22 protein-coding genes are annotated in these 24,966 nt (G+C 69.7%); 19 read left to right on the forward strand and 3 right to left on the reverse strand.

Annotated elements, in window-relative coordinates:
• Nucleotides 1–2: 2 nt before the first annotated feature.
• The 7 genes from thiL to CVH10_RS10935 all read left to right on the forward strand — a co-directional run bounded on the left by thiL (nt 3) and on the right by CVH10_RS10935 (nt 8,914).
• Nucleotides 3–956 carry a thiamine-phosphate kinase gene (gene thiL / locus CVH10_RS10905; protein WP_106488695.1) on the forward strand — a complete coding sequence of 318 codons (954 nt, stop codon included), beginning with the start codon at nt 3–5 and terminating at the stop codon, nt 954–956.
• Nucleotides 953–1,426, forward strand: a complete 474-nt coding sequence (locus CVH10_RS10910; protein WP_035597758.1) for a phosphatidylglycerophosphatase A — start codon at nt 953–955, stop codon at nt 1,424–1,426. Before thiL ends, CVH10_RS10910 begins: the two co-directional genes overlap by 4 nt.
• Nucleotides 1,427–1,476: 50 nt before the next feature.
• Nucleotides 1,477–2,718, forward strand: coding sequence for a DUF945 family protein (locus CVH10_RS10915; RefSeq protein ID WP_035597761.1), 1,242 nt, complete (start codon nt 1,477–1,479; stop codon nt 2,716–2,718).
• Nucleotides 2,719–2,796: 78 nt separating this feature from the next.
• Complete coding sequence (gene lon / locus CVH10_RS10920) at nt 2,797–5,226, forward strand: endopeptidase La (RefSeq protein ID WP_106488696.1); 2,430 nt, start codon at nt 2,797–2,799, stop codon at nt 5,224–5,226.
• Between the two features lie 334 nt (nt 5,227–5,560).
• Complete coding sequence (gene thiB, locus CVH10_RS10925) at nt 5,561–6,565, forward strand: thiamine ABC transporter substrate binding subunit (protein WP_219924698.1); 1,005 nt, start codon at nt 5,561–5,563, stop codon at nt 6,563–6,565.
• Nucleotides 6,541–8,262, forward strand: coding sequence for a thiamine/thiamine pyrophosphate ABC transporter permease (gene thiP / locus CVH10_RS10930; protein ID WP_219924699.1), 1,722 nt, complete (start codon nt 6,541–6,543; stop codon nt 8,260–8,262). The genes thiB and thiP overlap by 25 nt, the downstream gene beginning before the upstream one ends.
• Entirely contained in the window at nt 8,246–8,914 is a 669-nt protein-coding gene (locus tag CVH10_RS10935) for an ATP-binding cassette domain-containing protein (protein ID WP_106488697.1), read from the forward strand. Before thiP ends, CVH10_RS10935 begins: the two co-directional genes overlap by 17 nt.
• On the opposite strand, the gene CVH10_RS10940 is transcribed toward CVH10_RS10935, so the two are convergent.
• Entirely contained in the window at nt 8,892–9,320 is a 429-nt protein-coding gene (locus tag CVH10_RS10940; protein ID WP_106488698.1) for a DUF86 domain-containing protein, read from the reverse strand. The two genes, CVH10_RS10935 and CVH10_RS10940, sit on opposite strands and share 23 nt — an antisense overlap.
• On the reverse strand, nt 9,313–9,717 hold the full coding sequence (locus CVH10_RS10945) for a nucleotidyltransferase domain-containing protein (RefSeq protein ID WP_106488699.1): 405 nt from the start codon (nt 9,715–9,717) through the stop codon (nt 9,313–9,315). The genes CVH10_RS10940 and CVH10_RS10945 overlap by 8 nt, the downstream gene beginning before the upstream one ends.
• A gap of 210 nt (nt 9,718–9,927) precedes the next feature.
• On the opposite strand from CVH10_RS10945, the gene ilvD reads away from it, so the two are divergent.
• Nucleotides 9,928–11,772 (forward strand): dihydroxy-acid dehydratase, encoded by a 1,845-nt coding sequence (ilvD, locus tag CVH10_RS10950; RefSeq protein ID WP_035594170.1) that lies wholly within the window; start codon nt 9,928–9,930, stop codon nt 11,770–11,772.
• Between the two features lie 91 nt (nt 11,773–11,863).
• Nucleotides 11,864–12,955, forward strand: a complete 1,092-nt coding sequence (locus CVH10_RS10955; RefSeq protein WP_052052394.1) for an oxidoreductase — start codon at nt 11,864–11,866, stop codon at nt 12,953–12,955.
• Between the two features lie 81 nt (nt 12,956–13,036).
• Here CVH10_RS10955 and nudE read toward each other — a convergent pair whose 3' ends face one another.
• A complete protein-coding gene (nudE, locus tag CVH10_RS10960) occupies nt 13,037–13,624 on the reverse strand; it encodes an ADP compounds hydrolase NudE (protein WP_035594173.1) in 588 nt (195 codons plus the stop codon).
• 211 nt (nt 13,625–13,835) lie between these two features.
• Between nudE and yrfG the strand changes: the two genes are divergently transcribed.
• The 10 genes from yrfG (at nt 13,836) to CVH10_RS11010 (ending at nt 24,833) form a co-directional block, all read left to right on the forward strand.
• Nucleotides 13,836–14,513, forward strand: a complete 678-nt coding sequence (gene yrfG, locus CVH10_RS10965) for a GMP/IMP nucleotidase (protein ID WP_035594176.1) — start codon at nt 13,836–13,838, stop codon at nt 14,511–14,513.
• Nucleotides 14,510–14,890, forward strand: coding sequence for a ribosome-associated heat shock protein Hsp15 (gene hslR, locus CVH10_RS10970; RefSeq protein ID WP_106488700.1), 381 nt, complete (start codon nt 14,510–14,512; stop codon nt 14,888–14,890). The genes yrfG and hslR overlap by 4 nt, the downstream gene beginning before the upstream one ends.
• Before the next feature lie 111 nt (nt 14,891–15,001).
• Nucleotides 15,002–15,877 (forward strand): Hsp33 family molecular chaperone HslO, encoded by an 876-nt coding sequence (hslO, locus tag CVH10_RS10975; RefSeq protein WP_035594182.1) that lies wholly within the window; start codon nt 15,002–15,004, stop codon nt 15,875–15,877.
• Between the two features lie 217 nt (nt 15,878–16,094).
• On the forward strand, nt 16,095–17,648 hold the full coding sequence (locus CVH10_RS10980) for a phosphoenolpyruvate carboxykinase (RefSeq protein ID WP_035594185.1): 1,554 nt from the start codon (nt 16,095–16,097) through the stop codon (nt 17,646–17,648).
• 212 nt (nt 17,649–17,860) lie between these two features.
• Nucleotides 17,861–18,367, forward strand: a complete 507-nt coding sequence (gene msrB / locus CVH10_RS10985; RefSeq protein WP_106488701.1) for a peptide-methionine (R)-S-oxide reductase MsrB — start codon at nt 17,861–17,863, stop codon at nt 18,365–18,367.
• 86 nt (nt 18,368–18,453) lie between these two features.
• Nucleotides 18,454–20,838, forward strand: coding sequence for a Tex family protein (locus tag CVH10_RS10990; protein WP_035594191.1), 2,385 nt, complete (start codon nt 18,454–18,456; stop codon nt 20,836–20,838).
• A 127-nt stretch (nt 20,839–20,965) separates the two neighbouring features.
• Entirely contained in the window at nt 20,966–22,597 is a 1,632-nt protein-coding gene (gene gshA / locus CVH10_RS10995; protein WP_035594194.1) for a glutamate--cysteine ligase, read from the forward strand.
• Nucleotides 22,594–23,145, forward strand: a complete 552-nt coding sequence (locus CVH10_RS11000; protein ID WP_106488702.1) for a disulfide bond formation protein B — start codon at nt 22,594–22,596, stop codon at nt 23,143–23,145. Before gshA ends, CVH10_RS11000 begins: the two co-directional genes overlap by 4 nt.
• Nucleotides 23,146–23,228: 83 nt before the next feature.
• Complete coding sequence (gene rsd, locus CVH10_RS11005) at nt 23,229–23,720, forward strand: sigma D regulator (protein ID WP_106488703.1); 492 nt, start codon at nt 23,229–23,231, stop codon at nt 23,718–23,720.
• 138 nt (nt 23,721–23,858) lie between these two features.
• The gene (locus CVH10_RS11010; RefSeq protein ID WP_046079203.1) at nt 23,859–24,833 is read left to right on the forward strand and encodes a malate dehydrogenase; all 975 of its coding nucleotides are present in this window, start codon (nt 23,859–23,861) and stop codon (nt 24,831–24,833) included.
• Nucleotides 24,834–24,966 lie beyond the last annotated feature (133 nt).

A 24,966-nucleotide genomic window follows, 5' to 3' on the forward strand; every position in this document is an offset into this window, starting at 1 on the left:
CGATGTCCAGCGAATTCGAGCTGATCGCCCGTCATCTCGCTCCTGGCCCCGCGGCCGATGCCGCGGGGATGAGCCTCGGTGTCGGCGACGACTGCGCGCTGCTCGCGCCCACGCCCGGCACGCGGCTGGCGGTGAGCGTCGACACTTCGGTGGCCGACGTGCACTTTCCCGCCGATGCCCCGGCTTCCACCATCGGCCACCGGGCGCTGGCGGTCAGCCTCAGCGACCTGGCCGCCATGGGCGCCGAGGCGCGCTGGTGCCTGATGTCGCTGACCCTGCCCGAGGCCGATGACGCCTGGGTCGCTGACTTCGCGGCCGGCTTCCACGCCCTGTGCGACGCCAGCGGCGTGACGCTGGCCGGCGGCGACGTCACTCGCGGTGAGCTGGCGGTGGGCGTGACAGTGATGGGCGAGGTGCCCGAGGGCGAGGCCCTGACCCGCTCCGGTGCGCGCCCCGGCGAGGTGATCGCGGTGACCGGGGCGCTGGGCGGCGGCGCCGGCGGTCTGGCCCGTTGGCAGGCCGGCGAGCGCGATCCCGACGATGCCCTGCTGCGCCGCTACCTGCGCCCCGAGCCGCGTCTCGCCGCCGGCCTGGCACTGCGCGAGCTGGCCTCCGCGGCGATCGATGTCTCGGACGGCCTGCTGGCCGACCTCGGTCATCTCTGCGTGGCGTCCGGCGTGGGCGCCGCCCTGACGCCCGAGGCACTGCCGCTGGCCGAGGGGCTCGTGGCGGCACTCGGCGACGACGATGTCATGGACGCGGCCCTGCGCGGCGGCGACGACTACGAACTGCTGGTGACGCTGCCCGAGGCGCACCTCGAACCGGCCCGGGCGCGGCTGGCCGCCGAGGGGCTGGCGCTGACCGCGATCGGTCGCGTCACCGACATCCCGGGGGTCGCCGGCGTCGCCGATGACGGCGCCACGGGCTGGCAGCACTTCTCAGGAGACACGCCATGAACCGCGCCCCCCAGAGCGTCTGGCACCGGCCGGTCCACTTCCTTGCTTTCGGCTTCGGCAGCGGCGCCGTCCCCTTTGCCCCGGGCACCGTCGGTACCCTGGCGGCCATCCCCTTCTACTGGCTGATGTCGGAACTGCCGCTGGGCTGGTACCTGTTCGTGGTGGCCATCACCTTCGTGTGGGGCGTCTGGCTGTGCGAGAAGACCTCTCGCGACCTCGGCGTCCACGACCACTCGGGCATCGTCTGGGACGAGTTCGTCGGCTACTGGCTGACCATGATGGCGGTGCCCTTCTCCTGGGAGGCCGCCCTGTGGGGCTTCGTGGTCTTCCGGGTGTTCGACGTCTTCAAGCCCTGGCCGATCCGCTGGGCCGACCGCCGCGTGGCCGGCGGCTTCGGCATCATGATCGATGACGTCCTGGCCAGCGCCTACGCCTGGTGTACCATGCACCTGTGGTTCTGGCTCCACTGAGGTCGACGCCTCGGCCCGGGGCAGGGCGTCACGTCGACAAGGAGTGAGCGATGCGCAAGGAGCGCCTGATCGTGCCGGTGCTGGCGGTGCTGGCCCTGGCCTGGGCGGTGGCCCAGACCCTCGCCGGCCTGCTGTTCGAGCGCGAGCTCACCCGGCTCGTGGCCGAGCTTCGCCAGGGCGGCGAGCTGAGCGTGCGGCGCAGCGACGTGGAACGCGGCTGGCTGACCTCCCACGGCGTGATCCACCTGGCGCCGCTGTTCGGCAATGCCTGGCATCTCGACGTGGTCTACCGCGCCCGTCATGGCGTGCTGGAGACCCGGCTGGACGGCACCCTGCGCCCCCACGCGCCGGAGATCGAGCCCGCCCAGCGGGCGGTGGGCGCCGCGCCGCCCCGCTGGGACGCCCATTTCCGCCCCTATGCCTCGACCCTCGATGCCACCCTGGAACTCGCCCCCCTGGTCTTTCAGCAGCAGGCGCGCACCCTGACCCTGCAGGGCGGCCGGGTCGCGATCCACGGCGACGTCGGCGACTGGCGGCTGCGCGCGCGGCTCGCCGAGCTGCGCCTCGACGACGGCGAGACCCGCCTGAGTGCCGGCCCGCTGGTGCTGGAGAGCCGCTTCGCCTATACCCAGGACGGCTTCCATTTCAATCAGGACGACCACTGGCGTCTCCAGAACCTGGCCTGGCGCTCCCCGGAGCTGGCCTTCGACGCCGCCGAACTCAGTCTGAAGACCCGGACCGTGCTGGATGCCGAGGAGCTGCGTCTGAAGGCCCGGCTCGACGTCGGCGAGGTGTTGTCCGGCGACGAGGTGCTGCTGACCGGCGAGCTGGCGGGCGAGCTGTCGCGCCTGGATGCCGATGCGCTACGCGAGCTGTCGGCCCTGCTGCATCGCGAGGCGTTACTCGGCCATGCCGAGGCGGATGATCATTCCCTGGGCGAGATGCTGACGCCGGCCCTGCGCGAGCTGCTGTCCGATTCCCCGCGGCTGGATATCCTCGAGGCCGACCTCGAGAGCCCCATGCTGGGGCTGTCCCTCGACGGCGAGGGCGTGCTGGTCTTCGACGCCCGCGACCTCGATGCCCTCGACCCGATGGCGCTGAAGTCCGAGGCGGAGCGCGCGGCCTGGCGTGAGCGGGTCGACGGCGACTTCCTGTGGCAGCACCTGCCGCCGGTGATCGCTCTGGGGCTGGGGCTGCCGCTGGACACCCGGGAACTGCAGGTTGACGTGGTGCGCGGCACGGTGAGGATCAACGGTCGCCCGCTGCCGCCGGTGCTCGAACGCTGGCGATGACTTGAAGTTCGGCGTCGTCGCCCGCATTGCGGAAACATCACGGGTCGAGATGTCCCGTCCCTTCAGGATGAGGTACGCATGAGCGAAGACGATCAGCGCTACGAACAGGACGGCCTGGAATGGGTCCAGGCCGACACGGACGACGAGCTGGACCTCGACGAGGGCGCCGGCCACGCGGTGGTGCCGGCCAGCGATACCCTGCCCGAGCGGCTCTACCTGCTGCCGATCCACAATCGTCCCTTCTTCCCCGCCCAGGTCCAGCCGCTGGTGATCAACCGCGAGCGCTGGGAGGACACCATCGGTCGGGTCGGCAACACGCCGCACCACATGGTCGGCCTGGCCTTCGTCGGCGAGGCCGGCGTCGAGGATCTGAGCCCCGGCGACTTCCCCGAGATGGGCACCGCGGTCAAGGTGCACAAGCTGCAGGGCGAGGACTCGCAGCTGCAGTTCATCGCCCAGGGCATGCGCCGCTTCCGCATCCAGCGCTGGCTGTCCAAGGAGCCGCCGTACCTGGTCGAGGTCAGCTATCCCCGCGAGCCGGTGGACGCCGAGGACGAGGAGACCCGCGCCTACGCCATGGCGCTGATCAACGGCATCAAGGAGCTGCTGCCGATCAACCCGCTCTACGGCGAGGAGCTCAAGCACTATCTCAACCGCTTCAGCCCCCACGAACCGGGCCCGCTGACCGACTTCGCCGCCGCCATCACCTCGGCCAAGGGGCCCGAGCTGCAGGACGTGCTGGAGTCGCTGCCGGTGATGGAGCGCATGCAGAAGGTGCTGCCGCTGCTGCGCAAGGAGATCGACGTCGCCCGGCTGCAGAGCGAGATCAGCGAGCAGGTCAACGCCCAGATGCAGGAGCGCCAGCGGGAGTTCTTCCTGCGCGAGCAGCTCAAGATCATCCAGCGTGAGCTGGGTATCTCCAAGGACGATCGCGAGAACGACGTCGATACCTTCCGCGCCCGCCTCGAGGACAAGACGGTACCGGAGCGCGTGCAGGAACGCATCGACGACGAGCTCGACAAGCTCTCGGTGCTGGAGACCGGCTCGCCGGAGTACGGCACCACCCGCCACTACCTGGACTGGCTGACCTCGCTGCCGTGGGGGCTGACCAGCGACGACCAGCTCGACCTGGGCCACGCCCGGGAGGTGCTCGACCGCGACCACGACGGCCTCGCGGACGTGAAGGAGCGCATCGTCGAGTTCCTCGCCGAGGGCACCTTCAAGGGCGACGTCGGCGGCTCGATCCTGCTGCTGGTGGGCCCGCCGGGCGTCGGCAAGACCTCGGTGGGGCGCTCCATCGCCGAGGCGCTGGGCCGCGAGTTCTACCGCTTCTCGGTGGGCGGCATGCGCGACGAGGCCGAGATCAAGGGCCACCGTCGTACCTACGTCGGCGCCATGCCCGGCAAGCTGGTGCAAGCGGTCAAGGAGGTCGGCGTCGAGAACCCGGTGATCATGCTCGACGAGATCGACAAGCTCGGCCAGTCGTTCCAGGGCGACCCGGCCTCGGCGCTGCTCGAGGTGCTCGACCCGGAGCAGAACGTCGACTTCCTGGACCACTATCTGGACGTGCGCCTGGACCTGTCCAAGGTGCTGTTCGTGTGCACCGCCAACACCCTGGACTCGATCCCGGCGGCGCTGCTCGACCGCATGGAGCAGATTCGCCTCTCCGGCTACATCGCCCAGGAGAAGATGGCCATCGCCAAGCATCACCTGTGGCCCAAGCTGCTCGAGCGCGATCGCATCCCCAAGAAGCGCCTCAACCTCACCGACGCCGCGCTGCGCCAGGTGATCGAGGGCTATGCCCGCGAGGCCGGGGTACGCCAGCTCGAGAAGCAGCTGCACCGCATCGTGCGCAAGTCCGCGGTCAAGCTGCTCGAGAACGACCAGCAGACGGTCAAGGTCTCGGTGAAGAACCTCGAGGAGTTCCTCGGCGCACCCACCTTCCGCAAGGAGAAGGTGATGAAGGGCGAGGGCGTGGTGACCGGCTTGGCCTGGACCGCCATGGGCGGCGCGACGCTGTCGGTGGAGGCCGGCAAGGTGCACGCCCTGGATCGCGGCTTCAAGCTCACCGGCCAGCTCGGCGACGTGATGAAGGAGTCCGCCAACATCGCCTACAGCTACGCGCTGGGCCATCTCGGCGAGTACGGCGCCGACCCGGACTTCTTCGACTCCGCCTTCGTGCACCTGCACGTGCCGGAGGGCGCCACGCCCAAGGACGGCCCCTCGGCCGGCGTGACCATGACCACCGCGCTGCTGTCGCTGGCCAAGCACCGGCCCATCGACCGGCCGCTGGCGATGACCGGCGAGCTGACCCTGACCGGCCACGTGCTGCCGGTGGGCGGCATCCGCGAGAAGGTGATCGCCGCCCGCCGCAGCGAGATCTTCGAGGTGATCCTGCCCGAGGCCAACCGCCGCGACTACGAGGAGCTGCCGGACTACCTCAAGGAGGACGTCACGGTGCACTTTGCGGGGCATTATCGGGATGTGGCCAAGGTCGTTTTCGGCTAGCAGGTCATAGGCGAGAGGGCGCCGGAGGCAGGTCGTAGGGAGGGTCCTACGCCATGGGTGAGAAGCACTGCTTCGAACGGGCTGGCCATGGATGGCCAGCACCGGCCCTGCAAGCGGAGCAGGACGCGATAGCGAAGCAGGGCGTAGGTAGCGCCCAGGGAAGGGTTCATAGCGCCTCGCGGAGACCTGTCGCCGGACAAGCCCCGAAGCTTGTCCAGATCGCCCCGACTGTCCTTACTTCGTAACGCGCCCGCCGATGGCATAATGGCGGGCGCGTTTTCGTGTCCGATTCCCCACTTCTCATTTCCTACTTCTCGAACAAACAGGAATGTCCATGGCTCCCAAGGTTCAGGCCGTCGGTGTGGCGCTTGCCGCGCTGCTGGCCGTCGGCGTCGCTCAGGCCGACGAGACCCTCACCGTCTATACCTACGACTCCTTCGTCTCCGAGTGGGGGCCGGGGCCCGGCATCGAGGAGGCCTTCGAGGCCCGCTGCGGCTGCGATCTCGAGTTCGTCGCGCTGCCCGGCGGCGTCGACATCCTCCAGCGGTTGCGTCTCGAGGGGCGGGACACCGCCGCCGACGTGGTGCTGGGGCTCGACATGAACCTGATGGCCGAGGCCCGCGCGCTGGACCTGCTGGCGCCCCACGGCGTCGACGCCGGCGCCCTTGACCTGCCCATCGACTGGAGCGACGACACCTTCCTGCCCTACGACTGGGGTCACTTCGCCTTCGTCTACGACACCGAGCAGCTCGAGACGCCGCCGGAGAGCTTCGAGGAACTGCTCGACGCCCCGGACGACGTCAAGGTGATCCTCCAGGACCCGCGCACCAGCGTCACCGGCCAGGGGCTGCTGCTGTGGATCAGGAAGGTCTACGGCGATCGGGCGCCCGAGATCTGGGCGCGCCTCAACGAGCGGGTGCTGACCGTCACCAACGGCTGGAGCCAGGCCTACTTCTCGCTGTTCATGAACGGCGAGGCTCCGATGGTGCTCTCCTACGCCACCTCGCCGGCCTACCACATGGCCGTCGAGGGCACCGACCGCTACCAGGCCGCCGAGTTCGAGGACGGCCACTACCTGCAGGTGGAGACCGCGGCCCGGGTGGCGGGCAGCGAGCATCCTGCGCTCGCCCGCGAGTTCCTGGCCTTCATGCTGACGCCGGACTTCCAGCGCCATATTCCGCTCGGCAACGTCATGCATCCGGCCATCGACCTCGGCGATGAACTGCCCGAGGTCTATGAGCGGCTGATAGCCCCCGAGAGTCTGACCTTCACGCCCGAGGAGGTGCAGGCCCATCGTCGCGAGTGGATCCGCGAGTGGCGCAACGCCGCCGCCCGATGAGCCCGACCACGCGCTGGGCCACGCATTCGCGCTGGCCCCTGGGGGCCGGCATCGTGGCGCTCATCGCGGTGGCGGGGCTAGGCCTCGGCAGCCTCGGGGCGCTCTTGTGGCAGGCCCGGGAGTTGCATCCGGCGATGCTGTGGCAGGAGCCCTGGCTCGCCGCCGTGCTGCGCTTCACCCTGTGGCAGGCGAGCCTCTCCACGCTGCTGTCGATCGGCCTGGCGATTCCCGTGGCCCTGGCGCTGGCCCGGCGGCCGCGCTTCCTCGGCCGGCGCCTGCTGCTGCGGGCCATGGAGCTGTCGCTGGTGATCCCGAGCCTGATCGCGCTGTTCGGGCTGGTCGCCGTGCACGGCCGGCGCGGCTGGCTGGCGCCGCTGCGCGATTGGCTCGGCGGGCTGCCCGACGGCTATCTCTACGGCCTTTCCGGCATCGTGCTGGCCCACGTCTTCTACAATCTGCCGCTGGCCGCGCGGCTGATGCTGCAGGCGCTGGAAGAGGCGCCGGCGGCCCAGTGGCGTCTGGCCGGCCAGCTGGGGCTGTCTCGCGGCGCGCTGTGGCGGGCGCTGGAGTGGCCGCGGCTGGCGCCGCTGCTGCCGCGCCTCGCCGCGCTGGTGTTCACGCTCTGCTTCACCAGCTTCGCCATCGTCATGACCCTGGGCGGCGGGCCGGCGTCCTCGACCCTGGAAGTGGCGCTCTACCAGGCCATGAAGTTCGACCACGACCTGGCCCTGGCGGCGCTGCTGGCGCTGACCCAGCTGGCGATCTGCCTGACGCTGTGGCTCGTCGCGCTGTCCCGCGGCGGCACGCCGTCGCTGGCGGTGGGGGCGCGTCCGGGCCGGCCCGCGGGGCGCTGGTGGCGCCGCGACGCTCAGGGGCTCTCGCGCCTCAGCGATGCCTTCTGGCTCATCGGGCTGGCCGCGCTGCTGCTGCCGCCGCTGGCGGCGGTGCTGGTGGCCGGCGTGCTCGGCCTGCCGGAGATGCCGCGTGGCGCGAGCCTCTGGCCCGCGGCGCTGCGCAGTTTCTCGATGGCATTCGCCGCCGGGCTCGGTTCGCTGGCGCTGGCCGTGGCGCTGCTCGCCGGGCGCCAGTGGCTGCGGGACCGGCGGCGGCCGCTTCTCGCCGCGCTGATGGAGGGCGGCGGCCAGCTGATCCTGGTGATCCCGGCGCTGGTGTTCGGCACCGGCCTGTTCCTGCTGCTGCGCCCGCGGCTCGGCAGCGGCTGGGAGGGCTACGCCCTGGTGGTGCTGGTCAACGCCTTCATGGCGTTGCCCTTCGCCATGCAGGTGATCCGCGGCGCGCTGCCGGGGCTCTCGGCGCCGGAGCGGCGGCTGGCCGACCAGCTCGGGGTGCGGGGCATGGCCCGGCTGCGCTGGCTGCAGTGGCCGCGGCTGCGCCGCCCGCTGGCCCTGGCGCTGGCCTACGCGATGACGCTGTCGCTGGGTGATTTCAGCGTCATCGCGCTGTTCGGCAGCCCCGCGGCGCCGACCCTGCCGATGCTGCTGTTCCAGCAGCTGGGCGGCTACCGCTGGCAGGGCGCGGCGGCTACCGCGCTGCTGCTGCTGGCCCTGGTGGCGCTGGTGTTCGCCGCGCTCGACCGCCTGACCCGACACTCGCCGCGCTACCCCTGGCGCGATGCCCGATGCCGTCCCCCACAACAGGCCTCGCCGCAAGGACGTTCCGATGCTCGACTGCCATGACCTGACCTTCCACTACACGCGCTGCGATCCCGGTGAGACGCCGGACTTCCGCTTCGCCTTCCGGCTCGCGCCCGGGGAGTGCCTGTCGGTGGAGGGGCCGTCGGGGTCCGGCAAGAGCACGCTGCTGGCGCTGCTGGCCGGCTTCCTCGAGCCCGGCGGTGGGCGGCTCGACTGGGCGGGGGAGGACCTGCTGGCGCGGCCGCCCTGGGAGCGTGGCATCACCACCGTCTTCCAGGAGCACAACCTGTTCGATCACCTGCCGGTGTGGCTCAACGTGGGACTCGGCCTGGCGCCGGACATGAAGCTCAGCCGCGAGCAGCAACGGCGCATCCGCGAGGGGCTGGCCGAGGTCGGGCTCGCGGGGCTCCACGACCGGCTGCCCGACGAGCTCTCCGGCGGCCAGCGCCAGCGGGTGGCGCTGCTGCGCGCGCTGCTGCGGGGCGCGCCGCTGCTGCTGCTCGACGAGCCCTTCACCGGGCTCGACGACGCCACCCGGCGCGGGCTGTGGGCGCTGGTGCGTCGCCAGAAGGCGGCCGGCGTGGCGGTGCTGCTGGTCAGCCACGACCGCGACGACATCGAGGCCCTGGCCGACCGCCGCTGCCGGCTCGAAGGCGGGCGGCTGGTGGCGGTCAGTCCGTCGACAGCGCCGTGAGGGCGGTGTCGGCGAAGTCCAGCAGGGCGCGATAGTGGCGCGCCTCGATGACGTCGCGCACGATCCGCTCGTCGACCTCGAGGTAGTCGTGAACCAATACGTTGCGCAGGCCGATGATGCGTCGCCAGGGCGTGGCGGCTTCGATCAGGCCGGCATCCGCCAGGCGCTGGAAGGCGGTCAGCGCTTCCGCGGAAGTCTGGCCGGTCTCGCGGCGATTCCATTGCTTGGCGAGCCCGATGCAGCTCTCTATCAGCAGCTGGAGGGTGCGCTCGGCGGCGTGTCGTTCCAGTCGCGACCAGGATCGTTCGGCGAGGATGGTCTCGAGTGCCTGTATGTCCTGCTCGCTGTCGGCCAGGTGCTGCCGCTGGGCATGCAGGTAGGCCGGGCTCGGTCGTGTGTCAGGCATTGATGCCCTCCCGGTGCATATAGTCGATTTCCCAGCGCGACATCACGCGCGCCTCCTGGGCCATGCGGACCTGGGGTCGGCGGTCGAGCAGCAGGCGCCCTTCGCTGATGATGCTCCAGCCGAGGGGGATCGGGGCGATCGCCAGATCGACGAGGCTGAGTTGTCCCTCTGGCAGCCCCAGGGCCTGCTGCCAGTCCAGAGCGAGCATTTCCGGGCGCAGTCGCCGTTCCAGCGGGTCTTCCAGCCAGTCGACGAAGGCGATGGCCAGGTCGTAGTCGCTGCCGGCATGGTGGTCGCCACGGGCGCGGGAGCCGTACAGCCATAGGGCGGCGATCTCCTGCTGTGCCCCGGCGAGTGCCCGGAGGGCGTCCAGGGTGGCCGTTTCGGCTGATGACATGATCGATCCTCGTCCGATCGGCAGGGAGGGCATGGCTGTCATCATCCGGGGCGAGGGGGTGTCGCGCAAGCCGCTGGCCTGTCGCCCGGGGGCATGACAGAATCGGAACACTGGACACCAAGACCGCCCGGGACCTCGCCGACGCGTCGCGCGAGCCCATCGTGCTCGTGCGCGAGGCCACGGACGGCAGCAGCATATCAAGAGGACACCATGCCCGAGTATCGCTCCCGCACCACCACCGCCGGCCGCAACATGGCCGGTGCCCGCGCCCTGTGGCGCGCCACCGGCATGAAGGACGACGACTTCCACAAGCCGATCATCGCGGTGGCCAACTCCTTCACCCAGTTCGTGCCCGGCCACGTCCACCTCAAGGACATGGGCCAGCTGGTGGCTCGCGAGATCGAGAAGGCCGGCGGGGTGGCCAAGGAGTTCAACACCATCGCCGTCGACGACGGCATCGCCATGGGCCACGACGGCATGCTCTATTCGCTGCCGAGCCGCGACATCATCGCCGACAGCGTCGAGTACATGGTCAACGGCCACTGCGCCGACGCCCTGGTGTGCATCTCCAACTGCGACAAGATCACCCCCGGGATGCTGATGGCCGCCATGCGCCTCAACATCCCGGTGATCTTCGTCTCCGGCGGCCCCATGGAGGCCGGCAAGACCAAGCTGCTCGACCACGGCCTGGACCTGGTCGACGCCATGGTCATGGCCGCCGACGACTCGGTGGACGACGAGACCCTGAGCGAGGTCGAGCGCAGCGCCTGCCCGACCTGCGGCAGCTGCTCCGGCATGTTCACCGCCAACTCCATGAACTGCCTGACCGAGGCGCTGGGCCTGGCGCTGCCGGGCAACGGCACCCTGCTGGCCACCCACGGCGACCGCCGCCGGCTGTTCGAGACCGCCGGCCATCGCATCGTCGAGCTGGCCAAGCGCTACTACGAGGGTGACGAGGCGCATCTGCTGCCGCGCGCCATCGGCGCCAAGCCGGCGTTCAAGAACGCCATGACGCTGGACATCGCCATGGGCGGTTCCACCAACACCATCCTGCACCTGCTGGCCGCGGCTCAGGAGGCGGAGATCGATTTCGACATGGACGACATCGATCGCCTGTCCCGCGAGGTGCCGCAGCTGTGCAAGGTGGCGCCGAACACCCAGAAGTACCACATCGAGGACGTGCATCGCGCCGGCGGCATCATGGCGATCCTCGGCGAGCTGGACCGCGCCGGGGTGCTGGATACCCGGGTGCCCACCGTCTACGGCGACAGCCTGGCCGAGGCCCTCGAGGAGTGGGACATCATGCGTTCGCCGAGTGCCGAGGTCGTGGAGTTCTACAAGGCCGGCCCCGGCGGCGTCCCGACCCAGACCGCGTTCTCCCAGAGCGCCCGCTGGCCGAGCCTCGACGGCGACCGCGCCACCGGCTGCATCCGCGACCTGGAACACGCCTTCTCCCGTGAAGGCGGCCTGGCCGTGCTCAAGGGCAATATCGCCCTCGACGGCTGCGTGGTGAAGTCCGCCGGCGTCGACGAGTCGATCCTGGTCTTCGAGGGGCCGGCCCACGTGGTCGAATCCCAGGACCAGGCGGTGGAGCACATCCTCGGCGACAAGGTGAAGGAAGGCGACGTGGTGGTGATCCGCTACGAGGGGCCGAAGGGCGGCCCGGGCATGCAGGAGATGCTCTACCCGACCTCCTACCTGAAGTCCAAGGGCCTGGGCAAGGCCTGCGCGCTGCTCACCGATGGCCGCTTTTCCGGCGGCACCTCGGGCCTGTCGATCGGCCACGCCTCGCCGGAAGCCGCCGCCGGCGGTGCCATCGGTCTGGTCCGGAGCGGCGATATCATCCGCATCGACATTCCCAACCGGACCATCGACGTCAAGCTCTCCGATGAGGAGCTCGCCGAGCGTCGCCGCGCCGAGGAAGCCCGCGGCCGCGATGCCTGGAAGCCGAGCATCCAGCGCGTGCGCAAGGTCTCGGCGGCGCTCAAGGCCTATGCGCTGCTGGCCACCTCCGCCGACAAGGGGGCGGTGCGCGACCTGACCAAGCTCGACTGAGCCGAAGGCCCCGGCATCGGCCGGGGCCGATTTCCCTTCCACGCGCGACCATCACCCAGATAACGATTCGATCCAGCAGGGAAGCCTTGCAATGAAGACCCAGACCCTCAACGTCGGCCTGATCGGTTTCGGCATGGCCGGACGCACCTTCCATGCGCCCTTGATCCAGACCGCACCGGGCCTCGAGCTCACCGCCGTGGTCTCCAGCGACGCGGAACGGGTCCAGGCGGTCTATCCCGAAGTGGCGGTGCATGCCAAGTCGGCCTCGCTGTTCGCCGATCCCGACATCGACCTGGTGGTCATCGCCACGCCCAACGAGACCCACTTTCCACTGGCCAAGGCGGCGCTGGCCAAGGGCAAGCACGTGGTGCTCGACAAGCCCTTCGCCGTGTCGCTGGCCGAGGCGCGTCAGCTCAAGAGCCTGGCCGACGGCGCCGAGCGCCTGCTCAGCGTCTTCCACAACCGTCGCTGGGACAGCGACCTCCTGACCCTCAAGGGCTTGCTCGACGAAGAGCGCCTGGGCCGGGTGGTCGAGGTGGAATCGCGCTTCGACCGCTTCCGACCGACGGTGCCCGACCGCTGGCGCGAGCAGCATCGCCCCGGCAGCGGCATCTGGTTCGACCTGGGCCCGCACCTGCTCGACCAGGCCCGGTCGCTGTTCGGCATGCCTCGGGCCATCCTGCTGGAGCTCGCCAGCCTGCGCGACGGCGCCGAGATCGACGATGACTTCCAGGCGGTGCTCGAATACGACCGGCTGCGGGTGACCCTCAAGGCCAGTGCCCTGGTGGCCGAGCCCACGCCGCGCTGGCGGGTCAACGGCACCCGTGGCAGTTTCGTGAAGTACGGCCTGGACCCGCAGGAGGACTGGCTCAAGGCCGGCGAGATTCCGCAGCCGGCCTGGGGCGTCGATCCGTCGCCGGGACGGCTGACGCTGAACGCAGGGGAGGGCGACGCGGTCGAGCTCGTCCATCACGAGGTCGAGGCCGTGCCGGGCGATTACCGTGCCTACTACGACGCCATCGCCCGTACCCTGCTGCGCGGCACGCCGCCGCCGGTGAGCGTCGACGAGGCGCTGGACGTGATGAGTCTGCTCGAGGCGGGGCTGGACAGCTATCGCCAGGGGCGCTGGGTCAAGCTCAAGGAGGGTGGCAGCCTGCCGCGCCGGCTGCACGCCAAGGGCTGAGACGCCAGGGGCTGACACGACCAGGGCTCACATGCTCGCCGCTTCCCCGTGGGTCGGGGAAGCGGCGTTTTTCGGTCGGGCCTACCAGATCGAGGGGCTGGCGTTCTCGGCGCGCACCTTGTCCCGGGCGATGTAGAGGGCCGCGATGGCGCGGGCCTCGTGGAAGTCCTCCCGGGTCAGCAGCGCGCCGATCTCGTCGATGGCGTGGGTCTCGACGATCAGCGGCTCCGGCTCGTCGCCGGGCAGGCGCCTGGGGTAGAGGTCCGTGGCCAGCATCACCTGCATGCGGTGACGCATGTAGTTCGGCGCCAGGGTCAGTTCCACCAGCGGCTCCAGGCGATGGGCGCCGAAGCCGCATTCCTCCATCAGCTCGCGATTGGCGGCAGTGACGATGTCCTCGCCGGGATCCACCAGCCCCTTGGGCAGGGTCAGGGCGTAGTCCTCGACGCCGGCGGCGTACTCGCGGATCAGCAGCACGTGCTCGGGATCGGGCATGGCCACGATCATCACCGCGCCGACGCCGCGTCCGGTGCCGCCCAGCCGCTCGAAGGTGCGCTCGGCGCCGTTGGAAAAGCGCAGCTCCATCTCCTCGATGTTGAACAGCCGGCTGCGGGCGACGCTGCGCCGGGCCAGGACGTGCGGCTTGTGGGGGGCATGGTCGTCGGTCATGGGATCTCCGGTCGTTCGGCGTCTGTCGTGCCCTTGGGATGCCGGTCGCGGGCGTCCGATCAATCCCGCCAATCGGGGCGATAGCCCGGAGCGGCCGGGCGCTGGAATGCGTCCTCGGCATCGTTTGGGTACACTACCACGTCTTTCCCCTGGCGGACGTCACCGCACCGCCGCCGCCCCGCCCGAAAGGCGTCCATCCCTAAGGAGTCCCATGATCGACTGGCGTGCCATCGATACCGTCCTTCTCGACATGGACGGCACCCTGCTGGACCTGCACTTCGACAGCCACTTCTGGCTGGAGCACCTGCCGCGCCGCTACGTGGAGCTGCATCGGCTCGACGAGGCGAGCCAGGAGGCGATCCGCGCGCGGATCCTGCGCGAACAGGGCACGCTCAACTGGTACAGCCTGGCCTACTGGAGCCGCGAGCTGGACGTCGACATCCTGGCGCTCAAGCGCGAGGTTCAGCACCTGATCGGCCTGCGCAGCGACGCCCTGGACTTCCTGCGCTGGCTGAAGCGCGCCCATCCGCGCGTGGTGCTGGCCACCAACGCCGACCGCGAGAGCCTGGCGCTGAAGCTGCCGCTGACCGGGCTCGAGGACTACCTGGACGCCATCGTTTCCTCCGCCGATCTCGGCGTGCCCAAGGAGGCCCAGGAGTTCTGGTTCTCGCTGCAGGAGGTCGAGCCCTTCGACCCGGCCCGCACGCTGTTCATCGACGACAACGCGGCGGTGCTGGAGAGCGCCCGCGAGTACGGCATCCGCCACCTGCTGGGCATCAAGCAGCCCGACAGCCGGCGACCCGAGAAGGCGCTCGAGGAATTCATCGCCCTCGACCGCTTTGCCGCCATCCTGCCCGAGGAGCGGCCCGGCGACGAGGAGAACGCATGAGCGGCGTGCGTCTCGACAAGTGGCTGTGGGCGGCGCGCTTCTTCAAGACCCGGGCGCTGGCCAAGAAGGCCATCGAGGGCGGCAAGGTCCACTACAATGGCGGCCGCGCCAAGACCAGCAAGACCGTGGAAGTCGGCGCCCTGATCCGCGTGCCCCAGGGCTGGGACACCTGGGAGGTAGAGGTGGTGGCGCTGTCCGAGCAGCGCCGCGGCGCCCCGGAGGCCCGCGAGCTCTACCAGGAGACCGCGGAGAGCCAGGCGCGCCGGAGCAAGGAAGCCGAGAGCCGTCGCCAGGCCAACCAGGCCATGCAGCATCCGCTCAAGCGCCCCGACAAGAAGCAGCGACGCGAGATCAAGCGCTTCATGCGGGGTGAGTGAAGCGTGAGGAGTGAGGGGTAAGGCCTGAGGCGTGAGGCGCCTGTGGCATCCCCTTGCTCCTCACTCTTTACCCTTTACTCCTCACTCTTCATCTCCAACCAGGCAAGCATCATGAGTGATCAGATTCAGCGTTTCCTCTTCGAGGAGACCAATGTCCGCGGCGAGATCGTCACCCTCCAGGAGGCGCACGCCGAGGTCATGGAGCGCCACGAGTATCCGCCGGCGGTGACCCGCCAGCTGGGCGAACTGCTGGCCGCGGTGGCCCTGCTCACCGAGACCGTCAAGCTCGACGGCACCATGAGCATCGAGGTGCGCGGCGAGGGCCCGCTGTCGCTGCTGATGGCCGAGTCCAACCCGGGCGGCGAACTGCGCGCCATCGCTCGGCTCGACGAGGACGCGGCGATCCCCGCCGAGGACGCGAGCTTCACCGAGCTGGTCGGCGAGGGCAAGGTGACCATCACCCTGGACCCGCGCGAGGGCCATCGCTACCAGGGCATCGTGGCGCTGACCCGCGACAGCCTGGCCGGCTGCCTGGAGGACTACTTCGCCCAGTCCGAGCAGCTGCCGACTCGCCTGTGGCTGGCCGACGACGGCCAGCGCGCCGCCGGACTGCTGCTCCAGCGCCTGCCCGACGAGGCGCAGAATCAGGACGATGATGCCTGGGAGCGCACCGTTCACCTGGCCTCGACCCTCACCGACGCCGAGCTGCTCGAGGTGGAGCAGCGCGAACTGCTGCATCGCCTCTATCACGAGGAGACCGTTCGGGTCTTCGACCCCAAGGCACTGCGTTTCGCCTGCACCTGCTCCCGCGAACGCATCGCCGGCGCCCTGCTGTCGCTGGGCAGCGCCGAGCTGCGCGACATCCTCGCCGAGCAGGGCGGCATCGCCACCCAGTGCCACTTCTGCCACACCCGCTACGAGTTCACCCTCGCCGAGGTGGAGGCGATGCTCGAGGACCCCGAGGGTCCGCCTCCGACCGTCCACTGAGTCGGCGCCGGTGCGCTAGTAAAGTTACGAGAAAGTCGTTGATCTGACGGCATTTCCTGCCGCTCGACTTGTTTGCCATACTCCCCGGACTCATCCGCGTTCCGGTCGTCGCCTCACAAGACGGTCAACCGCATGCGGCCACCGGGGATGGGTCGAGACCGCATCGCGGACGCCCGGCAAACGAGAGAGAACGGCCTCGAGGCCCAGGAACTGCCACATGACAACGACACGACACGCGACCACCCACCTCAACCTGTCCCGCGCCGAGCTGATCGAGCGGGCGCTGGCGGCCGGCGAGGGCCGCCTGTCCGCCCAGGGGGCGCTGGTGGTCAATACCGGCGCGCGCACCGGACGTTCACCCAGTGACCGCTTCATCGTCGACGAACCCTCGACCCGGGGCGAGATCGACTGGGGCAGCGTCAACCGGCCCTTCGACGCCGAGCGGTTCGAGACGCTGTGGACGCGCGTCGAGGCCTTCCTGGCCGACGGCGAGCGCTACGTCTCCGAGCTCCATGTGGGCAGTGATCCGGCCCACTACCAGCCGGTCCGGGTGACCACCGAGACCGCCTGGCACAACCTCTTCGGCCGTACCCTGTTCGTGCGCCCAGAGGCCTTCAATCCCTCGTCGAAGCCCGAGTGGCGCATCCTCAATGCGCCTGGCTTTGAATGCGATCCGGCACGGGACGGCACGAACTCCGAAGGCTGCGTGATTCTCGACTTCGCCGGCCGGCGGGTGCTGATCGCCGGCATGCGCTACGCCGGCGAGATGAAGAAGGCCATGTTCTCGGTGCAGAACTTCCTGCTGCCCGAGGCCGACGTGCTGCCCATGCACTGCAGTGCCAACGTCGGCGAGAACGGCGAGACCACGCTGTTCTTCGGCCTCTCCGGCACCGGCAAGACGACCCTCTCCGCCGACCCGTCGCGCTACCTGATCGGCGACGACGAGCACGGCTGGGGACCGGGCACCGTGTTCAACATCGAGGGCGGCTGCTACGCCAAGTGCATCGACCTCTCGGCGAAGAACGAGCCGGTGATCTGGAACGCCATCCGCTTCGGCACCGTGCTGGAGAACGTGGTGCTCGACGAGCACCGCGTGCCGGACTACACCGACGATCGCCTGACCCAGAACTCCCGCGCCGCCTATCCGCTCGAGCACATCGACAAGCGGGTCGCCGAGAACCGCGCCGGCGAGCCCAACGCCATCGTCTTTCTGACCTGCGACATGAGCGGCGTGCTGCCGCCGGTCTCGGTGCTCTCCAAGGAGGCCGCGGCCTACCACTTCCTGTCCGGCTACACCGCCAAGGTGGGCTCCACCGAGATGGGGGCCTCCGAGGGCCTGGAGGCGACCTTCTCGACCTGCTTCGGCGCGCCGTTCTTCCCGCGGCCGGCCCGGGTCTACGCCGACCTGCTGGTCAAGCGCGTGGCCGAACAGGAGGCCCAGGTCTATCTGGTCAACACCGGCTGGACCGGCGGCGCCTACGGCGAGGGCGGCGAGCGCTTCTCGATTCCCACCACCCGGGCCATCGTCGAGGCGATCCAGAGCGGGGCGCTGCGCGGCGTGGAGACCCGCCGACTCGAGGGTCTCAATCTCGACGTGCCCACCGCCGTGCCCGGCGTGGACGCCACGCTGCTCGACCCGCGCGAGACCTGGGCCGACAAGGCCGCCTACGATCGCAAGCGTGATGAGCTGGCCGCCAAGTTCGTGGACAACTTCCGCAAGTTCGAGGGCGTGAGCCCGGCGATCGTCGAGGCCGGGCCGCGGTCCGCCTGACGCGGCCCGGCCGAACGCGGCCCGGCCGAGCGCGGCCCGGCCGAGCGCGGCCCGGGCCGATCGTTCGATGAACCGGCGCCTCGGCGTCGGGTCCCAGAGGGAGGCGCCATCCGGCGGCTCCCTCGCGTTTTTTCGGCACAGAGTCCGCCGTGAGGGTAAGGATGTCGTGATGGGGCCGACCAAGGTCCATCTCGCATCAACGGAGGCGCATCATGAAACGACGCATCTTTCTCGGGCTGCTGGGGATCGGCGGCCTGGCCGGCGCGATGCCGGGGCTGGTCTCGGCGCGGCCCAAGCTCGATCTCGCGCGTGCTCCGGACCTCGAGCCGCTCGCGCTCAGCGAGGCCGAGTGGCGCGAGCGGCTGTCCGAGGCGCGCTTCGAGATCCTGCGCGAAGGCGGCACCGAGCCGTCTTTCTCCAGCCCGCTGGACAAGGAGACCCGTGACGGCGAGTACCGCTGCGCCGGGTGCGATCTGCTGCTGTTCACCAGCGACATGAAGTACGACTCCGGCACCGGCTGGCCGAGCTTCTTCACCCATGTGGAAGGGCATCTGCTCACCGAGCTCGACCTGGTGATGCTGATTCCGCGCACCGAGTACCACTGCGCCCGCTGCGGCGGCCACCAGGGCCACGTGTTCGAGGACGGTCCCGAGCCCACCGGGCTGCGCTGGTGCAACAACGGCCTGGCGCTGCGCTTCGTGCCCGCCACCAGCGGCTAGGCAGCCCACAGGCGCCTGCGCCTCCCGGCGCCGCCGGGGGTGTGATACCTTGTCGCGATCGTCTGTCCCGGATTGCCAAGGATTACATGGACGCACAAGCCAAGATCATCGATCGTCTCGCCGAGGAACTCGGCGTTCGCGGGCCCCAGGTTTCGGCCACCGTGGAACTGCTCGACGGCGGCGCCACCGTGCCCTTCATCGCCCGCTATCGCAAGGAAGTCACCGGCGGGCTCGACGACAGCCAGCTGCGCCAGCTGCACGAGCGGCTGGGCTACCTGCGCGAGCTTGAGGAGCGCCGCGAGGCGGTGCTGGCCAGCATCGACGAGCAGGGCAAGCTGACGCCCGAGCTGACCGCCAGCATTCGCGCCGCCGATACCAAGCAGCGTCTGGAAGACCTCTACCTGCCGTATCGCAAGAAGCGTCGCACCAAGGCGCAGATCGCCCGCGAGGCCGGCCTCGAGCCGCTGGCGGATGCGCTGCTGGCCGATCCCACGCGCGACCCCGAGGCCGAGGCGGCGAACTATCTTCGCGCCGCCGACGGCGATATCCCGGCCATCGAGGACGCCAAGGCCGCCCTGGACGGCGCCAAGCAGATCCTGATGGAGCGCTTCGCCGAGGAGGCCGAGCTGGTCGGCCGTCTCCGCGAACGGCTGTGGAGCGACGGCGAGCTCTCCTCGCGGCTGATCGCCGGCAAGGAGCAGGAGGGCGCCAAGTTTTCCGACTACTTCGAGCACGACGAGCCGCTGGCCAAGGTGCCCTCGCATCGGGCGTTGGCGATGTTCCGCGGCCGCAACGAGGGCGTGCTGGCGCTGACCCTGCGCCTGCCCGGCGAGGACGAGGCCCCGCTGCATCCGGCCCAGGTGGCGATCGCCAAGCACTTCGAGATAGCCGACCGCGGCCGTCCCGCCGATCGCTGGCTGGCCGAGGTGGTGCGCTGGACCTGGCGCGTCAAGCTCTACACCCATCTCGAGACCGAGCTGATGGGCCGGCTGCGCGAGCGCGCCGAGCTCGCGGCCATCGAGGTGTTCGCCGCCAACCTCAAGGATCTGCTGCTGGCCGCCCCGGCGGGGCAGAAGGCGACGCTGGCCATCGACCCGGGCCTGCGTACCGGCTGCAAGGTCGCGGTGGTCGACGCCACCGGGCGTTTCCTCGAGCACGCCACCATCTTCCCCCATGCGCCGCGCAATCAGTGGGACGAGTCGCTGGCCGTGCTGGCGCGGCTGGTGAACAAGCACGACGTGGCCCTGGTGGCGGTGGGCAACGGCACCGCCAGCCGCGAGACCGACAAACTGGCGGGCGATCTGGTCAAGGCGCTGGCCGACAAGCAGCGGCTGTCCAAGGTGATGGTCAGCGAGGCCGGCGCCTCGGTCTATTCGGCCTCGGAATACGCCGCCCGGGAGCTGCCCGAGCTCGACGTGACCATCCGCGGCGCGGTCTCCATCGCCCGCCGGCTGCAGGACCCGCTGGCCGAGCTGGTCAAGATCGAGCCCAAGTCGATCGGCGTCGGCCAGTACCAGCACGACGTCTCCCAGGTGCAGCTGTCGCGCAGCCTGGAGGCGGTGATCGAGGACTGCGTCAACGCCGTGGGCGTCGATCTGAACACCGCCTCCAGCGCGCTCCTGTCGCGGGTGGCCGGCCTCAACGCGGGGCTGGCCGAGAACATCGTCGCCCGTCGCGACGCCGAGGGCGCCTTCGCCAGCCGCAAGCAGCTGCTCGACGTCAGCCGCCTGGGGCCGAAGACCTTCGAGCAGTGCGCCGGCTTCCTGCGCATCATGGGCGGTGACAATCCGCTGGATGCCAGTGCCGTGCACCCCGAGGCCTACCCGCTGGTCGAGCGCATCGCCCAGCAGAGCCAGCGCGAGCTGGGCGGGCTGATCGGCGACAGCGCGACCCTCAAGGCCCTGAAGCCCGCCGACTTCGCCGACGAGCGCTTCGGCGTGCCCACCGTCAGCGATATCCTCAAGGAGCTCGACAAGCCGGGCCGCGACCCGCGCCCCGAGTTCAAGGCGGCCGAGTTCCGCGAGGGCGTCGAGACGCTCAAGGACCTGGAGCCCGGGATGGTGCTCGAGGGCAGCGTCACCAACGTCACCCACTTCGGCGCCTTCGTCGACATCGGCGTGCACCAGGACGGCCTGGTGCACATCTCGGCGCTGTCCGACACCTTCGTCGAGGATCCTCGCTCGGTGGTCAAGGCCGGCGACATCGTCAAGGTCAAGGTGATGAGCGTGGATCTCGAGCGCGCCCGCGTCGGGCTCTCCATGCGCCTCGACGACCAGCCCGGTGAAGACGGCCAGCCGACCCGGCGCGGCGGCGAGCGCCAGGGCCAGAAGGCCCCACGCAAGGGCGGCGGTCGAGGCCAAGGTCAGGGTAGCAAGGCCCAGGGCGGCAAGGGCCAGCAGGGCGGCGGCCAGAACGACGGCCAGCTCGGTGCCCTGGGCGCGGCGCTGCTCAAGGCCAGGAAGGATAAGTAGGTCGGGCGATCGATTAGCCGGCTTACCTTGAATCGCCGAGTTTCGGCACCATAATCTGAGGTCTTTGCGGGTGCCGCGGCGCCCGAAACGTCCACCGGGACGCCGGCATCGGCGTCCCCGACACGGGGTGATCACCTTGTCCGAATCGCTTTCCCCCCACATCGAGCGCCTCGGCCGGCTGGCCGACCAGGGGCGTTTCGGTCGTCTGCGCCGCGGTATCGAGAAGGAAGGGCTGCGCGTCGACGGCGCGGGGCGCATTGCTCAGAGTCCGCATCCCCGGGCGCTGGGCTCCAAGCTCACCCATCCGCACATCACCACCGACTATTCCGAGGCGCTGCTGGAGTACATCACCCCGGTCTACAGCCGCCCGGAAGACGCCCTGGATTTCCTCGCCGACCTGCATCGCTTCAGCTATCGCCAGCTGGGCGAGGAGCGGATCTGGCCGGCCAGCATGCCGGCCCGGCTCGACGGCAACGACAGCGTGCCGATCGCCGACTACGGCGACTCCAACGTGGGTCGCATGAAACACGTCTATCGCCGCGGCCTGGACGTGCGCTACGGGCGCATCATGCAGGCGATCGCCGGGGTGCACTACAACGTCTCGCTGCCCGACGACCTGTTCGCGCTGCTGCGCGAACTCGACGGCGAGGGCGAGACGGCGATGCAGGACTATCGCTCGGCGCGCTATTTCGCGCTGATCCGCAACTTCCGCCGCCACAGCTGGCTGCTGCTGTACCTGTTCGGCGCCTCGCCGGCGGTGGACCGCAGCTTCCTGCCCGACGGTCGGGTGCCGGAGGGGCTCGAGCCCCACGCTGACCAGACACTGGTCTCGCGCTACGCCACCAGCCTGCGCATGTCCGACCTGGGCTACCAGAACAAGGTGCAGGAACAGCTCAAGATCTGCTTCAACTCGCTGTCCAACTACGTCAACACCCTGCGCCACGCCATCTTCACGCCCTGGCCGGACTACGAGGCCCGCGGCGTGCGCGTGGACGACGAGTGGCGCCAGCTCAATGCCAACATCCTGCAGATCGAGAACGAGTACTACAGCGACATCCGGCCCAAGCGGGTGGCGCGCCACGACGAGACGCCCAGCCAGGCGCTGGAGGCCCGCGGCGTGGAGTACATCGAGGTGCGCTGCCTCGACCTCAACCCCTTCGATCCGCTCGGCATCGATGCCCACCAGAGCCGTTTCGTCGACGTCTTCCTGCTGTGGTGCCTGCTCACCGAGAGCCCCTGGATCTCCGACGAGGAGTGCGAGCACCTGGACTTCAACCGCCGCCTGGTGGTGTCCCGCGGCCGCGACCCCGAGCTGCGCCTCGATCACCACGGCGCCAAGCGCTCCATCGCCGACTGGGGCGGCGATATCTTCAAGGGGCTCGGCGAGATCGCCGCGCTGCTGGATCGTCTCGAGGAGGGTGCGCCCCACGCCGACGCCCTGGCGGCGCTGGCGCCACGCCTCGAGGATCCGTCGCTGACGCCGTCCGGGCGGCTGCTCGAGCGCCTGGAAACCGGCGGCGAGGAGTTCGTGGAGGCGATCCTGGCGCTGGCCGTCGAGCAGGGCGAGCGCCTGCGGGAGGAGCCCATCGAGCGCGCCCGCGAGGCGCTGTTCGACCAGCTGGTGGAGACCTCCCATCAGCAGCAGGGCGACATCGAGGCCGCCGACGTCGAACCCTTCGCCGACTTCCTGGCCGACTACTTCGCCCGGGCGCGTGAGTCTCGCGCCTTCAGCCCGCTGCGTTCGGGAGGTGCAGCATGATCGATGCGATGCGCGAGGCGCGCGTGCGCGGCTGGAGCCTGGTGGGCCTGGCCTTCTGCGTGATGATGATGGCGGTGGCCCTGGGCCTCGAGCACCTCGGCGGGCTCGAGCCCTGCCCGCTGTGCATCTTCCAGCGGGTGGCGGTGATCGCCGCCGGTGTGGTGTTCGCCGTGGCGGCACTGCACGACCCGAAAGGGCGCCTTGGTGGGGCGCTCTACGGGCTGCTGTCGCTGGGGGCGGTGGGCACCGGCATCGGCCTGGCCTGGCGTCACCTGTGGCTGCAGTCGCTGCCCGCCGACGAGGTGCCGAGCTGCGGCCCCGGCCTCGACTACATGATGGAGGTGCTGCCCCTGCAGCAGGTGGTGTCCATGGTGCTCAACGCCTCCGGCGAGTGTGCCGAGATCAGCGCGCGCTTCCTGGGGCTGTCGCTGCCGGGCTGGACGCTGATCGGCTTCGCGATGCTGGCGGTGGTGCCGCTGGGGCTGCTGTGGCGTGCCTGCCGGCCGCGCACCGGCTATCGTTGGTCGGAGGATGCGCCGCAGGATTGACAGCGCCCGCCCCAGGGAGGACTCTGAGTCTCCACCGGGCGGTTGGGTGTCCGAGGTCGGATTCATCGAGCGAGGGAAGCACCATGCTGGAAGACTGCAAGAGCGCGCAGGAGCGCTGGGGAGGCGTTCACAGGCTGATCGATCGCTGGCTCGGCGAGCGGCGCACGCTGCTGGCGCACTTCGACGAGCTCAAGGCGGCCTGTGACGCCGACCTGGACGAGATCACCAAGCCACGCATCGATGCCTTCAGCGAGCTGCTGATGGACTACATCAGCGCCGGGCACTTCGAGATCTATCCCCAGCTCAAGGCCGAGGCCGAGGCCTTCGAGGACGGCGGCGCCCTCGAACTCGCCGATCGCCTGCTCGAGCGTCTCGAGATGTCCACCGAGCTGGTGCTGGCCTTCGACGAGGACTACGCCACGCCGGTACGCTGCCAGCACTACCTGACGCGGCTGCCGGCCTGGCTGGATCGCCTGTCCAAGGGGCTCGGCGAGCGCTTCTCACTGGAGGACCGCCTGATCGCCCGACTGCACGCGGCACACGCCCCCGAGGTTCGCGCCTCCAGCGGCGCCTGATCCTGGCCTCCTGCGAGTGCGTCGCACGTCGAATTGAGTTTTGTGCAGCGCAGGCATACCATTTCCCTCGGTTTTGATCCTGGCCGGGCCGCTCAGGCGCCCCGGCCGATCCTCACGGCGACAACCGAAGGAGCCACGATGAAAGACCCCGTCCGTATTGCCATTACCGGCGCTGCCGGCCAGATCAGCTACTCCCTGGCGTTCCGCATCGCCTCCGGCGACATGCTCGGCAAGGACCAGCCGGTCATCCTGCAGCTGCTCGAGATCACGCCGGCCATGGACGCGCTCAACGGTGTGGTGATGGAACTCAACGACTGCGCCTTCCCGCTGGTGCAGGACATCGTCGCCTCCGACGACCCCAACGTCGCCTTCAAGGATGCCGATTTCGCCCTGCTGGTCGGCGCCCGTCCGCGCGGTCCGGGCATGGAGCGCAAGGACCTGCTGGAAGCCAACGCCGCCATCTTCTCCGCCCAGGGCAAGGCCCTGAACGACGTCGCCAGCCGCGACGTGCGTGTGCTGGTGGTGGGCAACCCGGCCAATACCAATGCCCTGATCGCGTCCTGCAACGCGCCGGACCTCGATGCCGGCCAGTTCACCGCCATGATGCGTCTGGACCACAACCGCGCCCTGACCCAGCTGGCCCAGAAGACCGGCAAGCACAGCACCGACGTCGAGTCGATGATCGTGTGGGGCAACCACAGCGCCACCCAGTATCCGGATCTGGCCCACTGCAAGGTCGACGGCAAGCCGGCCCTGGAGCTGGTCGAGCGCGACTGGTACGAGAACGACTTCATCCCCACCGTGCAGCAGCGCGGCGCGGCCATCATCAAGGCCCGCGGTGCCTCTTCCGCCGCCTCCGCGGCGTCCGCGGCCATCGACCACATGCGTGACTGGGCGCTGGGCAGCGACGGCATCGTCAGCATGGGCATCCCGGCCGACGGCAGCTACGGCATCGAGCCGGGCATCATGTATTCCTACCCGGTGGTGTGCAAGGACGGCAAGTACGAGATCGTGCAGGACCTGGCGGTCGACGACTTCAGCCGCGAGCGCATGACCGCCACCGAGAACGAGCTGCGCGAAGAGCGTGCCGCGGTGGAGCATCTGCTGGGCTGACGCCAGCCGTAAGCTTGAAGCTTGAAGCTGTAAGAAAACCCCGCACGGTATGGCCTGTGCGGGGTTTTTTGTCTTTCTTCCAGGCGCGAAGCGCCGCTCTTCCAGCTTCGAGCTTACAGCTCTGAGCCGGCGT

The sequence above is a fragment of the Halomonas sp. ND22Bw genome, assembly GCF_003011945.1.
Lineage (GTDB): Bacteria > Pseudomonadota > Gammaproteobacteria > Pseudomonadales > Halomonadaceae > Halomonas > Halomonas halophila.

Excerpts from the sequence above, each read along its gene's own strand:
- thiL (WP_106488695.1), top strand. The coding sequence starts at position 3 with ATGTCCAGCGAATTCGAGCTGATCGCCCGTCATCTCGCTCCTGGCCCC.
- CVH10_RS10910 (WP_035597758.1), top strand. The coding sequence starts at position 953 with ATGAACCGCGCCCCCCAGAGCGTCTGGCACCGGCCGGTCCACTTCCTT.
- CVH10_RS10915 (WP_035597761.1), top strand. The coding sequence starts at position 1,477 with ATGCGCAAGGAGCGCCTGATCGTGCCGGTGCTGGCGGTGCTGGCCCTG.
- lon (WP_106488696.1), top strand. The coding sequence starts at position 2,797 with ATGAGCGAAGACGATCAGCGCTACGAACAGGACGGCCTGGAATGGGTC.
- thiB (WP_219924698.1), top strand. The coding sequence starts at position 5,561 with ATGGCTCCCAAGGTTCAGGCCGTCGGTGTGGCGCTTGCCGCGCTGCTG.
- CVH10_RS10935 (WP_106488697.1), top strand. The coding sequence starts at position 8,246 with ATGCTCGACTGCCATGACCTGACCTTCCACTACACGCGCTGCGATCCC.
- CVH10_RS10940 (WP_106488698.1), bottom strand. The coding sequence starts at position 9,320 with ATGCCTGACACACGACCGAGCCCGGCCTACCTGCATGCCCAGCGGCAG.
- CVH10_RS10945 (WP_106488699.1), bottom strand. The coding sequence starts at position 9,717 with ATGTCATCAGCCGAAACGGCCACCCTGGACGCCCTCCGGGCACTCGCC.
- ilvD (WP_035594170.1), top strand. The coding sequence starts at position 9,928 with ATGCCCGAGTATCGCTCCCGCACCACCACCGCCGGCCGCAACATGGCC.
- CVH10_RS10955 (WP_052052394.1), top strand. The coding sequence starts at position 11,864 with ATGAAGACCCAGACCCTCAACGTCGGCCTGATCGGTTTCGGCATGGCC.
- nudE (WP_035594173.1), bottom strand. The coding sequence starts at position 13,624 with ATGACCGACGACCATGCCCCCCACAAGCCGCACGTCCTGGCCCGGCGC.
- yrfG (WP_035594176.1), top strand. The coding sequence starts at position 13,836 with ATGATCGACTGGCGTGCCATCGATACCGTCCTTCTCGACATGGACGGC.
- hslR (WP_106488700.1), top strand. The coding sequence starts at position 14,510 with ATGAGCGGCGTGCGTCTCGACAAGTGGCTGTGGGCGGCGCGCTTCTTC.
- hslO (WP_035594182.1), top strand. The coding sequence starts at position 15,002 with ATGAGTGATCAGATTCAGCGTTTCCTCTTCGAGGAGACCAATGTCCGC.
- CVH10_RS10980 (WP_035594185.1), top strand. The coding sequence starts at position 16,095 with ATGACAACGACACGACACGCGACCACCCACCTCAACCTGTCCCGCGCC.
- msrB (WP_106488701.1), top strand. The coding sequence starts at position 17,861 with ATGAAACGACGCATCTTTCTCGGGCTGCTGGGGATCGGCGGCCTGGCC.
- CVH10_RS10990 (WP_035594191.1), top strand. The coding sequence starts at position 18,454 with ATGGACGCACAAGCCAAGATCATCGATCGTCTCGCCGAGGAACTCGGC.
- CVH10_RS11000 (WP_106488702.1), top strand. The coding sequence starts at position 22,594 with ATGATCGATGCGATGCGCGAGGCGCGCGTGCGCGGCTGGAGCCTGGTG.
- rsd (WP_106488703.1), top strand. The coding sequence starts at position 23,229 with ATGCTGGAAGACTGCAAGAGCGCGCAGGAGCGCTGGGGAGGCGTTCAC.
- CVH10_RS11010 (WP_046079203.1), top strand. The coding sequence starts at position 23,859 with ATGAAAGACCCCGTCCGTATTGCCATTACCGGCGCTGCCGGCCAGATC.